The sequence below is a fragment of the Agarivorans gilvus genome, assembly GCF_001420915.1.
In the GTDB taxonomy this organism is placed as follows: Bacteria; Pseudomonadota; Gammaproteobacteria; order Enterobacterales; family Celerinatantimonadaceae; genus Agarivorans; species Agarivorans gilvus.
Window position 1 is genome coordinate 2,482,782 of record NZ_CP013021.1, and the last position, 13,341, is coordinate 2,496,122.

Annotated in this window: 17 protein-coding genes and 2 pseudogenes; 1 reads left to right on the forward strand and 18 read right to left on the reverse strand. The window is 42.0% G+C overall.

The genetic code is table 11. The features are described 5' to 3' along the window. Positions 1–63 precede the first annotated feature (63 nt). From AR383_RS11550 to AR383_RS21280, 7 genes and pseudogenes are all read right to left on the reverse strand, one after another. Positions 64–513, reverse strand: a complete 450-nt coding sequence (locus AR383_RS11550) for a lysozyme inhibitor LprI family protein (RefSeq protein ID WP_055733280.1) — start codon at positions 511–513, stop codon at positions 64–66. A gap of 1 nt (position 514) precedes the next feature. After that, positions 515–838, reverse strand: a complete 324-nt coding sequence (locus AR383_RS22660) for a lysozyme (protein WP_083481584.1) — start codon at positions 836–838, stop codon at positions 515–517. Between the two features lie 75 nt (positions 839–913). After that, a pseudogene (locus AR383_RS21270) lies at positions 914–1,832 on the reverse strand (IS5 family transposase). 565 nt (positions 1,833–2,397) lie between these two features. Then, entirely contained in the window at positions 2,398–2,895 is a 498-nt protein-coding gene (locus tag AR383_RS11565; RefSeq protein ID WP_055733282.1) for a hypothetical protein, read from the reverse strand. Further along, entirely contained in the window at positions 2,892–3,674 is a 783-nt protein-coding gene (locus AR383_RS11570) for a M23 family metallopeptidase (protein WP_055733283.1), read from the reverse strand. Before AR383_RS11570 ends, AR383_RS11565 begins: the two co-directional genes overlap by 4 nt. Before the next feature lie 121 nt (positions 3,675–3,795). Further along, positions 3,796–4,182, reverse strand: a complete 387-nt coding sequence (locus tag AR383_RS11575; protein WP_055733284.1) for a hypothetical protein — start codon at positions 4,180–4,182, stop codon at positions 3,796–3,798. Between the two features lie 9 nt (positions 4,183–4,191). Then, entirely contained in the window at positions 4,192–5,409 is a 1,218-nt protein-coding gene (locus tag AR383_RS21280; RefSeq protein ID WP_470207131.1) for an RHS repeat-associated core domain-containing protein, read from the reverse strand. 130 nt (positions 5,410–5,539) lie between these two features. On the opposite strand from AR383_RS21280, the gene AR383_RS11585 reads away from it, so the two are divergent. Continuing rightward, complete coding sequence (locus AR383_RS11585) at positions 5,540–6,457, forward strand: IS5 family transposase (RefSeq protein WP_055733286.1); 918 nt, start codon at positions 5,540–5,542, stop codon at positions 6,455–6,457. Positions 6,458–6,549: 92 nt separating this feature from the next. Here the strand turns inward: AR383_RS11585 and AR383_RS11590 are convergent, their stop codons facing one another. The 11 genes and pseudogenes from AR383_RS11590 to AR383_RS11635 all read right to left on the reverse strand — a co-directional run bounded on the left by AR383_RS11590 (position 6,550) and on the right by AR383_RS11635 (position 13,341). Next, positions 6,550–6,993 carry a hypothetical protein gene (locus tag AR383_RS11590; protein WP_055733287.1) on the reverse strand — a complete coding sequence of 148 codons (444 nt, stop codon included), beginning with the start codon at positions 6,991–6,993 and terminating at the stop codon, positions 6,550–6,552. After that, complete coding sequence (locus AR383_RS11595) at positions 6,986–7,795, reverse strand: N-acetylmuramidase family protein (RefSeq protein ID WP_229711279.1); 810 nt, start codon at positions 7,793–7,795, stop codon at positions 6,986–6,988. Before AR383_RS11595 ends, AR383_RS11590 begins: the two co-directional genes overlap by 8 nt. Positions 7,796–7,968: 173 nt before the next feature. Beyond that, the gene (locus tag AR383_RS11600; protein ID WP_055733288.1) at positions 7,969–8,325 is read right to left on the reverse strand and encodes a hypothetical protein; all 357 of its coding nucleotides are present in this window, start codon (positions 8,323–8,325) and stop codon (positions 7,969–7,971) included. After that, positions 8,326–8,538 carry a hypothetical protein gene (locus AR383_RS21765; protein WP_198150145.1) on the reverse strand — a complete coding sequence of 71 codons (213 nt, stop codon included), beginning with the start codon at positions 8,536–8,538 and terminating at the stop codon, positions 8,326–8,328. It abuts the gene before it with no gap. A 258-nt stretch (positions 8,539–8,796) separates the two neighbouring features. Beyond that, a complete protein-coding gene (locus AR383_RS11610; protein WP_055733289.1) occupies positions 8,797–9,090 on the reverse strand; it encodes a hypothetical protein in 294 nt (97 codons plus the stop codon). A gap of 85 nt (positions 9,091–9,175) precedes the next feature. Further along, complete coding sequence (locus AR383_RS11615; protein ID WP_055733290.1) at positions 9,176–9,499, reverse strand: hypothetical protein; 324 nt, start codon at positions 9,497–9,499, stop codon at positions 9,176–9,178. After that, positions 9,489–11,105, reverse strand: a complete 1,617-nt coding sequence (locus AR383_RS11620) for an RHS repeat domain-containing protein (RefSeq protein WP_055733291.1) — start codon at positions 11,103–11,105, stop codon at positions 9,489–9,491. Before AR383_RS11620 ends, AR383_RS11615 begins: the two co-directional genes overlap by 11 nt. A gap of 103 nt (positions 11,106–11,208) precedes the next feature. Next, positions 11,209–11,368, reverse strand: a pseudogene (locus tag AR383_RS22045) (IS3 family transposase); the annotation flags it as partial. Between the two features lie 99 nt (positions 11,369–11,467). After that, on the reverse strand, positions 11,468–11,956 hold the full coding sequence (locus AR383_RS11625) for a hypothetical protein (protein ID WP_055733292.1): 489 nt from the start codon (positions 11,954–11,956) through the stop codon (positions 11,468–11,470). Continuing rightward, complete coding sequence (locus tag AR383_RS22050; RefSeq protein ID WP_232304730.1) at positions 11,949–12,686, reverse strand: DUF5675 family protein; 738 nt, start codon at positions 12,684–12,686, stop codon at positions 11,949–11,951. Before AR383_RS22050 ends, AR383_RS11625 begins: the two co-directional genes overlap by 8 nt. A gap of 10 nt (positions 12,687–12,696) precedes the next feature. Continuing rightward, positions 12,697–13,341, reverse strand: a complete 645-nt coding sequence (locus tag AR383_RS11635; RefSeq protein ID WP_229711281.1) for a GAD-like domain-containing protein — start codon at positions 13,339–13,341, stop codon at positions 12,697–12,699.

Consider the following 13,341-nt stretch of genomic DNA (forward strand, 5'->3'; position numbering starts at 1 on the left):
AACCTATTAAAGGTTCATCTGAAAATGATTAACCAATAACACTAGCTAACAAAAAACTAGGATTTAATTATAATTTTTAGCATATTGATATAACTGGATAATACGCGATTTAACCAACTCAGCCTTATACGCATTTCTTGAAAGATTATAAGAGCTGCCAAAACTGACTCTATTCCAATTCTCATTGACAAATTGCAACTCTGAATCCCTGAATTCAAGCCACTTCAGCTGGGAAACCTTGAGCTGCTGGAAGTTTTCTTCATCCAGAACATTTTTTAATAACGAATAAGCCTTGTTTAATTCTTCATCAAGAAAAGCATGGTACTCTGCATATTCTAAAATAAGGTCTATATTTTTACTATCACTCTCCGACAACGCTAACTCATATTTTTCAGCCACGCTTTCAAACTGCTCTAAATAATTTGGTGCGTCCGGATTATCAATAGAAAACGCATCAAATGAAAACAAGAATACGCAAACAAAAAAAACACCTACGAAACTAAATCTTTTCATATCACCAACCTTTATAAATGTTATTAGAAAACATATTCCACTCAGCGGCCCTACGATTAACAAGCCCTTTGTTGACTTTACCCTGAGACTTATTCCAAGCTTTCCATGCCCCCTCAAGATTGACATAAGAAGTGTTCGCCTTGGGGTCATTAATCAATTTAACAACACTAGATTTCTTAAATCCGTCAATTCCAACATTAAATACAAAAATAACCAACGCATCAAACTGACATTGTGTCACAGAAACTTTGATACAACTTTTTACAACATTAATAAATGGTTTTAAATCATCCCCAAATAAAATGTCAGCTTCAGCTTCTGTGATTCCATTTTGATATCTAGGCGGCCTTGTTGATCAATTCAGTGCAACGAACGCAGTAACCCCAAGGCTTCCACCGGTTTACTCACTTAACTGACGAGCAGGCATACCTAGCCTGCTCATCTTGTTTAACGCACACACTCCTGCCATGATTTCGCCGACTTGGGCGTTGTAGCAACGTAGACTCAACTTGTCGCTAAGCAGTTGTTTGAAGCGATACATTGCCGTCTTTGATAGAGAACGAAGATGGTACGCATTGTCCCGTTTCCAGTTTTCCAATTCGCCTTGTTTTAGCGCTTGCACCACCGCATTCCTCGGGTGTCCCGGCTCCCACAGTCCTGCGTTCTTGCGGGGTGGAATCAGTGCAACGGCCCGCTTACGCTGAACCTCTTGATAGCTCTGTCGTGTGTCATAAGCTCCATCAGCGCTCACTGCTTTCACCTTGCGACGCAGCGGTCGTAATAGTATGGGTAAGACCTCACCATCATGCACTCAGTCCATCGAGACTTCAGCGCTAACGCTCTGGTGGCTCAGGGCATCAACTGCCATATGCAGCTTACGCCAGACTCGCCGCTTTTCAGCGCCATGTTTACGCACTTTCCATTCTCCTTCGCTAAACACCTTCAGACCTGTAGCATCGATAACGAGGTGAGCCGCTGGGCCTTGGCTAGGTAGACGATAGTTGACTTCAACAGTCTTCGCTCGCTTACTGATGCAACTGTAATCAGGTGACTTCAAATCGACCTTGAGCAAGCAAAACAATGAGTTGATGAAGCCTTCAAGGGCACGCAGGGGTAACTTGAATACGCCTTTAATCATCAGGCGCTGTAAAGATAGCCGTATCACTGTAAGTTTGGCTGCGCCCTCGACGACCACTGCGCTCAGTGTTATTCCATAGTTCTATGGCTTTCTCATCCATCTAGAAGGTCAATGAGCCGCGCTGCTTCAGTGCACTGTTGTACTGCTTCCAGTTGGTGATGTTGCCTTTCGCTTTACCCATGCTTGGTGGCCTGACTGCTATCGATACTGATCAGATCCGCGACTGCTGAGTTAGTTCAATCTGATTTAGGAAACAACGCCCTTCCCCCTTACAAATATTTCTGTTTCAATCTTAGTATCTGGATCAATGGTAATAATTCGGTCAACGCTGGGATTATTCATAAGTGCAGGTAGCTCTGCCGTTTCCCAAACATTGCCTTGTCGAAGATTTTGACCAATTACCGAGAGTACTTTTGAAATCAGAACCGCTGCCAACGATGCCGGTTTTCACCCTGCAAACTCTCTATAAGAAATGGAACGAGCCAACAGCCCTGAAGACATTCAATACCGCGCCATAGTGAATCTGGACTACCGCTTCAAAACTATTGAAAGCAACTAGTTTGAAAAGCTGCTGCACCGCAGCCCCTCAAACAAGCTTTTAATCAAAGGGACGATTTATATGAGCTTTAATTCAATGGATATGACCACTCAGCCTAGTGTGCAGCTAGGCTGTTTTAAGCAAACTAAGTATGAATAAGGCAATCGTTATCAAGCCCTTATTCATTTAAACATACCCATTAGTACAACTATGGAGTCTCTTCTGGCGCATAAAGCTCAAACTTTTCACCATTCCAATAGAGATACGTATCTATTCCCGCATCCGTTGGAACAACAACTACCTGCTCAACATTATTGGCCACTGGAATGCTATATTGAATCGCTGAGACATCCCCGGCGAAGATGGTCATGCCTTCTAAGTCGAGTTCTCCACAGGAAGTTAAAACATGACTCCAATCGCTATCGATACGAGAGACAATCACTGAAGTCTGACTAAGACGATGCTCTTTACAACCATAGAGATTTTGCCAAGGGTTATATACTGTTACTGATGATGAAGAGTACGTGTTGTAGACGGCCAGATGGGCAATATACGCGTGCTCATCCCCCAAAAAATAACCTTTTACACTAGCAATTTCCTCGCTAAACAACTTTTCATCAGCTATAGAATTGGAATAACAACCACTGCTAAAAACAATGAATAGTAGAGTCGTTAACCGAACACATAATCTTAAATAACTTTTCATAATGCCGCCTTATCTAAATAAGGAGTTGGATCTAAAAGATCAGATCGTCTTTTATATTCATTACTATTTGGGCTTTTATCACTCAGTGCACCACTCGCTTTCCCACTATACATCTCTAGATGTAACATCGACATAGTTGCTCCACTTTTGAAAGTGAGCAAACCTACATCGGCTATATGTTGGCCTTTCTTTACAGCATCACCAACTTTAATGCCATCTGGAAGTGCTTCATCAACTTCACCATATCTTGCAATAAAACTACCGTGGTCCACTATTAGTTGATAAGTTCCCAAGTAAAACTTTCGGTGAGCCTTAACTACACCATCAGTCATCGCATATATTTCAGTACCGGCATCTGCATATAAATCACAGCCAGCATGTTTTCTCGAACCACTGCTTCGACTAGAACCGAAACTTCTCGGAGCAACTTTATAACTTTGAGTAGGCTTGCTTGCTAAAGGAAATTTTAAGCTGGTTATAACAGGAGAGTTAGCTATGCCTGTAAACAACTTTTCATTAATCTTACGATGACTTCGCCCATTCACGTCAATTTTCCCGTCGGGACGAACCATACCCACCACTTTCTTTTGAAATACTTTAATCGCCGCAACGGTTTTAGAGTTTTCTGGTTTTGAGCCTAGCTTTCCATCTTCGGCTAACTTTTTAGTCGGGGGAATTAAACCTAGCAATTGATTTAAGGCAGCTTGCACTGCTTTTATGTCTTTGGGTGTATTTACGCCCCCTAAACCTACCGATTGGGCGATTTGTAACTTAGCCATTGTGACTCCTTGTACGCAGCTAAATGTATAAATGTCTATTTGAGCTTTCGAGAACTACAAAACTAATGAGGCCCGCTTACTAAGGGGTTAATAAATTAACTCGACCTCAATAAGTTTCAGACTATAGCTCTATATCTTTCTGTTCTCTGGGGTTTGGTTTTGACTCTATAAACATTTTCCATGAAACAAGAGCATTCCTAAGCTGCTGAAGAGTAATATCCTCAAAATAAGTCTCATCATGTAGTGAGTAAATTCGGACACCATCTCGAGTGATTAACGCACCCCAAGATTCTCTATCCCAGCTAGAGGCTACATCCGCATCATTTAAAACTGAGTCTACTCGCGCAATTCCCTCTATTATCCAAGGAAGTGTCTGAAAATAAGGAATGCCTCCATCATCCATTAAAAGGTAAGAAAGGAGGCTTAAACCATCACTATTAACAACTTCAGATTTGCAGCTTGGGAAAATAGTGCTTTCAGCTTCTTCCCATAAATAAGTAACTTTCATGTTTTAACCCTAATATTTTGGATATACCGTAGTCTTTGGTATTAACCATCCCTCGACAACAACACCACTAGGAGTTACACCACTCCATTTGTTTCCAGTAACAACCTTATTTTGGTAAGCTGCGTCCACCTCAACTTTAATTCGATCCGCAGACCATGAGTCTGGAAACATGGTAGATATACCACCATTGTTAGTTTTTCGTAAGAAATGACCTGGACTAGATGGATCTGGAACTTCAATCTGGGCAGTATATACACCTTGAGGATTTGGCTCAGACTGAGTTCCAGGTATCACCCGTACATTACCTGTAGCAATCGAATGACCACCAACCACACTTCCATTTGGCTTGACTTCTCCGCTCAGAATATGACCATCGAAATCAATCGGCGCTTTAACATTACCGACCCCTTGAGCCGCCCTTGCATTTAGATCGGGTTGCTTGTCTTGAACATCTACCACTAATTCAGTGGGCTTCCCCTTAGACTTCCACTCCTCAATACTACCATCACCACCATTAGCCAACCATGTGCGATGTCCCAGCTCATCTTGCTGAGCTTGTTGCTGAATAAAACCAGCAACATCATCTGAGCCCGCGCCAACTTCAGCTGAATAAAACAGCAATGCCCAAGGAGCTTTGGGTATCAATGAGGCCAGTAAAGACCGTTCCGCAACACCATAAACCGCTTGGTTAGCGGCTTGCCGCGTAGCGTATTGTCCTAATACTTGCGAGCCTGTTGAGGCTAGTGGCTGAGCAGCCGGTGCCAATAGAGGGAGTCCAGCAACTAAAGGGGCACCATCTTCTTTACACAAACCCAATGGTTCTACCCAGTTAGTGGGGCTTGGGGTGTATTGGTAAAGGTTGATGCCACCAAGTAGCTCTATCGGGTCTTGCTGAATATAGCGCCCTTGCTGCGGGCAGTAGTAACGGTGATGGTTATAATGCAGGCCGCTTTCATCATCAAAGTATTGGCCTTGAAAACGCAGCGGGTTGTCTATTTGCTTAACGCTTAGTTTTTCTAGCGCACCATAGGCTTGGTAGTGGGCTTGCCATACAATGTTGCCTTGCTCATCACTTAAACGAATAGGCGTACCGATGTGGTCTAGGTGATAGTGGTAAACCTGCCCTTGTTTAATCATCGCCAGTGGTCGATGGCTATTAGGTTCGTATAGATACCAGGTAAATTGGCCTTGGTAATGCTCGCCTATGAGTTGATTACCTTCCCACAGGTAATTGGTTTTCCCTTGGGCGACTACTCACTTAACTCTTAGCTATTCTCGGCGTTGTTTCCTAAATCAGATTGAACTAACTCAGCAGTCGCGGATCTGATCAGTATCTATATCTGTCGGGTCACCAAACATGGGTAAAGCGAAAGGCAACATCACCAACTGGAAGCTGTACAACAGTGCACTGAAGCAACGCGGCTCATTGACCTTCTGGATGGATGAGAAAGCCATAGAACTATGGAATAACACTGAGCGCAGTGGTCGTCGAGGGCGCAGCCATACTTACAGTGACACCGCTATCGCAACTGTGCTGATGATTAAAGGCGTATTCAAGTTACCACTGCGTGCTCTTGAAGGCTTCATCAACTCATTGTTTCGCCTGCTCAAGGTCGACTTAAAATCTCCCGATTACAGTTGTATAAGTAAGCGAGCAAAGACTGTTGAAGTCAACTATCGCCTACCTAGCCAAGGTCAAGCGGCTCACCTCGTTATCGATGCTACAGGTCTTAAGGTGTTTGGCGAAGGAGAGTGGAAGGTGCGTAAACACGGCGCTGAAAAGCGTCGAGTCTGGCGAAAACTGCATATGGCAGTAGATGCCCAGAGCCATCAGATAGTGAGTGCTGAGGTCTCGATGGACTGGGTTCACGATAGTGAAGTGTTACCCACCTTGTTGAGACCGCTGCGGCGCAAAGTGAAAGCAGTAAGCGCTGATGGTGCCTATGACACACGGCAGAGCTATCAAGAAGTACAACGTAAGAAGGCTGTTGCACTAATCCCTCCACGCAAGAATGCAGGACTGTGGGAAGCGGGTCACCCACGGAACGTTGCAGTAAAAGCCTTGAAGCAAGGTGAGTTGGAAAACTGGAAACGGGACAATGCTTACCATCTTCGTTCACTATCGGAGACGGCGATGTATCGTTTCAAACAACTGCTTAGCGACAAGTTAAGTCTACGTTGTTACAACGCCCAAGTCGGTGAAATCATGGCCGGAGTGTGCGCGTTGAACAAAATGAGCAGGCTAGGTATGCCTGCTCGTCAGCTAGCTGAATAAAGAGGAAAACGCCTTGAGGTTACTGCGTTCGTTGCACTGAATTGATCAACAAGGCCTCTTTTTGCTCTAAGTTAACTGCTTAACAATTAGGCCTACTTCGATGTATTTTCAAGACTAGAAAGACCGCTAAAACTTTTTCCTTCACATTCAAAGTATTTTTTTTCTCCGTTCTCTATTACGGTTACACTTAGCTCATCAATGATTTCTCCTAACTCCTCGCTATGGTAATCACTGACAATAACTTTTGTATTCAGAATTTGAAACTCAACGCTATGCTCATCAACCATTGAACGATGATAGCTAGTTTTAAAGAGAGTAACCTGTTGTTTCACTTTACCGAGTTGCTCACCATCAACAATAAATTGTTCGAGATAATAACCTTTACTACTCTCGCATAATTTCATAGTTAAAGGTTTCGGTTGACTTGTAAAGCATCCAAAAACCTCTTTACTACATTCTGCTGCGGCACTACAAGACGCGCTTACAAATGAAAGCCCTAGAACAACCACAACATTTAATATTTTAAATTCATGCATGTTTTTTATAAGCCTTTTCTAACTTCACATCGTATTTATTTACTTGATACTGAGGACCATTGTAACCTTTGGCAAAAGCTGCCCAGTCTTTCGACTGAATATACTGAGTGAGATGGGAGTTCTTCACATATGAAACAAATGCATCAAGTTGCCGGCGTTCAGATCCAAACATTGCCGTAACAAATCGCTCTGCAGAGGGAAACCCTGAAAGTTTAAAATTAAAGCCCATAATCTGAAAACGCCCCCATGAAGCAGACTGAATAGCCGCGTTGGAGTTAAGAGTAATGGCTTTCTCTAACCGTTTGTACTCCGCAGTACCTCCAACGTACAAACTACGATTCCACTTTCTACTTGAAATATCTGGGTGACTAGAATCAAAGACGTGCTTCGTGAGTTTAGAAAAGATATGAGCCTCAAACAATATCTTAGGCTTACCATTACTAAAGAACGCATCACCCGAACTCTCTACCTCGGCAACTGCTTTTATTGCAGCGACTTCACAGCCAAGTTGTGTGGCAACAGCTTCATAATCAGACTCTCGAAGTGGCTCATTACTTCCAATCGGCGGCAACTTGTAGCTTTCTATAACACTAACAGTGAGTTTTTCATTTATCTTACGATGACTTCGCCCATTCACGTCAATTTTTCCGTCGGGACAAAGCATACCCACCACTTTCTTTTGAAATACTTTAATCGCCGCAACGGTTTTAGAATTTTCCGGTTTTGAGCCTAGTTTTCCATCTTCTGCTAACTTTTTAGTCGGGGAGATTAAACCTAGCAATTGATTTAAAGCAGCTTGCACTGCTTTTATGTCTTTGGGTGTATTTACGCCCCTAAACCTACCGATTGGGCGATTTTCAACTTAGCCATTGTGATTCCTTCTACTCAGCTATATTTAAAATTCCTTATGATTATTTTCACTGCTTCCAATTCAGATATTACCTGCGCGTGAAGATAACCATAAGATAACTCTAACTACATTTTCTCTTGTTTATAACAACACTCAACTTTCTCTAAATTTGCATCTAGCAGGTCAAATATTGTTATATCTATAGAATCTATATCACCCATTTCGTCCTGAAGAATATCAAGCTGATCATCATCTATATTGATAAGTAAATCCCAGCCGTCGGTATTCACACCAAATCTCAACAATTTTCTCTCATGATCAAAACTATTATTCCAACAGTCTTCAATTAAATATTGAATACTCAATAAAAAAACACCTTCTTCAGAAAGAAAAGAAACTGGAAGCTCTCCTTCCAACTCAAAGCGATTTAAAAATTCAACCATTGCCTGAGGCTTTTCACCATCAAATTGTTGCTGACTCATTTATTTTTTCTCCGGAATAGGGAATGCTGTGAACATCTTTCCTGTATTAGGATCGAAACGTACCCTCGCAGTATTTGTATAATCTGCGGAATATGGACCTCTATTTTTATGTAAATCACTCTGCGAGTTGAAGTCTTCTTCTGCTAATTCCTCATACTCATCTGGCGAAATCAACTTCATGTCACGGGCTTCTCTAAGCTGAGCTTTAAACAATTGAACGTCATATGGAACCCCTTGCCCTGTGTGAAGAGCCTCCCACAAAGTTTCGGGTCATAACATTCAACTTGGCAAAATTTTCTTAGTACTGTTTTCAACGGCTCTTTAATTTGACTCATGAATATCTCTTAAGACTTTAGATATAAGATCTTTTATTTAACCGGCTTTTCTTGGGTTATAGAGGCCAAGCCTTAAAAGTCATCAGCACAAAGCTGGCGCTTTAGCACCAGATCACTTCGGCCTTGCTATTACTATCTATGGTGCTAACTCGTTGGGGAAAACTCTATTCCAAAGACTCTCCACTACATACGCCTTTGCGTCGGCCTCATCATCTGCCGGATAAACTACATATTCATCATTTTCTAATAGTTCAGACCAAGAAATAGAAGTATCTTGAAAAAGCTGTCTTAACTCCCCTTCAATTTCCATTCTCTGAGATGAGTCACTAAGCACCCTTTCCAATGCTTCTATTTCCTCATTTTCTTCGAGACCGACATCCACTGAAAAAACGGAAATAAGTAAGTTTCTTAAAGTGGAATAGCTTTTCATTTAATTACCTCGTAGGGAATATAGTTATGGTTTCCCATACTTGTTTAGCCTCATTAAAATAAATAAGCCAACCAAATAAATTTAATTACCAGTTCTTTGCACTTAAATATTTATCAGGAATCCTTAACCTAACCTCTTCATCAAGCATCTTTGGCACTAATTCCAAATTTTTCTCAGTCAGTTCCAGCTTAAAAAGCTTAAACAAAAAACCTGACTGGACAATTGAAAAAAACATCATTCCTTTCTCAATAGTAGCTCTAACAACGAAGTAGTTATAGAGTGACATTTCAATATTAAGCTGGAGAATTGGCATATCGGAAGAATCAGTAACAACAAAGTCCCTTACAGCCTCTTTAAAATAACTATCAATTTTTCCTATTAGTTCATCTTCAACGACTTCACTTCGCATACCAAACTCCTTTAATTTCTTTCAATCGTTTAAAACTATGAGTGTTTTGCAAATATTCCCACTCCTGTTCGAGAAATCCTCCTTCAGTTCGAGGATCGTGAGTAAATTTAATTTGCTTCCCGGAACTTACCGCATAATCTAATATTGGGATATTAAAAGCCTCAAACATATCATCTGGAGACATATTATATTCGGACACAATAGAGTCCCATTCAGCTCCAAGGTCAAAGTAAGTAGCATTTTCTGTTCTAGCAATGACCACATATGAATCAGGCCCAGGAGTACTCCAATCCTTAACGCCATTTCTAACTGTTGGGCGATACTTGCCTAAAACTAAGGTTTCAGAATCGATGTTATGCACTGATCTAGATCTGATATCAAAATAATCTTTCTTAGGTATCTTACAGAAAACATCTTTTAACTTGCTTGGAGCACTATCAACTAACTCACTCGGTCTGCCCTGCGCTCTCCACTCCTCAATACTACCATCACCACCATTAGCCAACCACGTACGATGTCCCAGCTCATCTTGCTGAGCTTGTTGCTGAATAAAACCAGCTACATCATCTGAACCCGCGCCAACTTCAGCCGAATAAAACAACAGTGCCCATGGGGCTTTGGGTATCAATGAGGCCAGTAAAGACCGTTCCGCAACAGCATAAACCGCTTGGTTAGCGGCTTGCCGCGCAGCGTATTGTCCTAACACTTGCGAGCCTGATGAGGCTAGTGGCTGAGCAGCCGGTGCCAATAGAGGGAGCCCAGCAACCAAAGGGGCACCATCTTCTTTACACAAACCCAATGGGTCTACCCAGTTAGTGGGGCTTGGGGTGTATTGGTAAAGGTTGATGCCACCAAGTAGCTCTATCGGGTCTTGCTGGATGTAGCGCCCTTGCTGCGGGCAGTAATAACGATGAAAGTTATAGTGTAAACCACTCTCTTCATCATGATACTGACCTTGAAAACGCAGCGGGTTGTCTATTTGGTTAACGCTTAGTTTTTCTAGCGCACCATAGGCTTGGTAGTGGGCTTGCCATACGATGTTGCCTTGCTCATCACTTAAACGAATAGGCGTACCGATGTGGTCTAGGTGATAGTGGTAAACCTGCCCTTGTTTAATCATCGCCAGTGGTCGATGGCTATTAGGTTCGTATAGATACCAGGTAAATTGGCCTTGGTAATGCTCACCTATAAGTTGATTACCTTCCCACAGGTAATCGGTTTGCCCTTTAGCAGTAAGTTTGCTGCTGCGGCGGCCCAGTGCATCGTAGTGATAGACCGTGTTGTTGCTGCCTTGACTGAGTCTAACCAGTTGGTTTAGACCATTAAATACCCGTTGCTGACGGACCTTGCGTTGGCTGGCCAGCACTTGATTGCCGTAGCGGTCGTAACGATAGCTTCGCTCATCAAGGCTTAACAGTTTATCGCCAACTAGCTCGCCTTGTTTGGGGTTAGCAAAGCTATCTAAGTCGAATTTTTGGTTAGCGCAACTATGGCTAGTGGCTTTGCTTAGTTGGTTAAGTTTATCGTAACTATAGGTATTGTCGCCCAGTTCACTATCACTTACCCCGAGTAACTGATCGCCCGCGTCAAAACGGTAATGGCTCACAACAGTGACGACATTCAATATCACCCATGAGCATTAATTGCATCCCACACAGGTATTTGGATATCGCTGGCAATAACTTTCGTATTCAGAATTTGAAACTCAAGACCTTGAATAAGATAGCCATGCGCTTCAAAGAGAAGTGATGCTGGCGCTTAAATATTAACTGAAAGCGGCTCACTTTTGATTCTTCGCGAAGTAGGTAGCCGCCTTTTTAGAATGGTGAGGTCCTCTGCTTGCTCTGCGAGTTGGCGTTTGGATTTTGATGTCATTGTTCACCTCGTTAAACGATTTTACTCGCTTAGCGTGGTGTCCAAAACTACCAGAGCGGATCACAACACTTGCCTGAATGAATCTTTCCGTGATTAATCGATTACCCTAACACTCAGTAATTTAAGTTTGTTAGCTAATTGATCGGCAAAAGGCTTTAGTGAATGCGCCTCGTTAATCATCTCCATCGACTGAATAAGCTCTAATCGAGTTTCTTCTAACGCTTCTTCTTCGCCACCACTAAAATCAGTCAACAACGAGCTTTGTAGCTCTTCGAGCCACTTTTGATACTCTTCAGGATACTGACTCAATATCGAAAGCATAATGTTAGGTTGCTTAATCAGTAAACTGGCGATCAACGGGGATACTTCTCCCGCGGTTGCACCGTCACGCTTTAACCAAATCAACCCTAATGTATTCGCTATAGGTACAATCGTTTTAAAATTGCTGGATTTTATATCTTGCTTAAGTTCAAAGTAATTTCTATTTAACCAATTTAAGTTAATATCATTGACAGTAGTTGTGGCGAACACCTGTAATGAAGTAACTAAAAGTACCAGTGCCATTAGACTTTTTTTAGTCATTATTTAGGTCCTCTGAATTAATAATCTCAACTGATGTATCACTGGCTGCAGCAATATACTCAAAAATTTCTTTAGTGGCAGTTCGGCTATTTCCAACATGATACTCACCATTACTAGACTTACCGCTAGTTTTTCCGGGCATCAAGCAACCTAAGGTATCCTGATGATAGTTTCCCGCGTGTATCAAAATGTTTGTTCTACCCGGCACATTAAGTAACTGATAAACATTCTTATATTTCGGAGAGCTATAAGGTTTTAACTTATAGGTACCAGTACTTATTCGATGATCTGACCCTTCTTGCTGAGAATCTGGACCTCCGGGCTCTAGCACGTACCAACTTTTCGCTACTCCATCTATTTTTAAAGAACCCAATGTTGACTTAGTTCCTTGCTTAAGCCGTTTAACCTTTATTTTCAAGTTAGCTTTAGCAGTATGAACAGCTAGCTTCTCATTGAACTTACGATGACTTCGCCCATTCACGTCAATTTTCCCGTCGGGACGAACCATACCCACCACTTTTTTTTGAAATACTTTAATCGCCGCAACGGTTTTAGAATTTTCCGGCTTTGAGCCTAGTTTTCCATCTTCTGCTAACTTTTTAGTCGGGGAGATTAAACCTAGCAATTGATTTAAAGCAGCTTGCACTGCTTTTATGTCTTTGGGTGTATTTACGCCCCCTAAACCTACCGATTGGGCGATTTGTAACTTAGCTATTGTACTTCCTTTCACTGTTCACTAATTAAATATCATTTACATCAAGCATCACTTTCTTTTCTGATAGGCCAGCAAGAATCACAAGGTGCTCGACAGCGGACACTTTTTGCAAATTTTCTAATTTAGCTTGCCCACCTAAAGCGAGAGCGGGAACAAAACCGTACATAGTGTCATGTTCGAGCTCGCCTAATTGGTTGAGTGCCTTTTCAAATAAAGGCTTTTCATCTTCAAAATCTAAATGTTCTTTAGTCTTAACCGAAAAGAACATCTGCGTTAACCGGTCTTCACCACATTCTTCAAACTGCGCCATATTAAAATTAGGATTTAGCCAAGCATAATTCGGTGTAATACTTAGAGAGTCGCCAGTATTTGTACCCCACAAAAACAATTCAACAAAGGCACTTCTAGCGATAACATAATAGGCGTCTTTTTCCATAAACTCGGTATCGCCTATCCAAGCCTCTAGTGCTGGCTCCCAGTCGTCAGGATTAACCGTCCAAAACAAACCATTCTCGTAGCTGCTCCACCCATACTCCTGCCAATATTCTAGTAACTTATCAGGTAGCTTACCTTTAATTCTATTGATGGTTTCAGCCGGTACGGCTTTAGATGATTTAGCAGGGCCAAACTTTTTATAGTTATAAAAATTATCAAAAAACTTATCCATCAT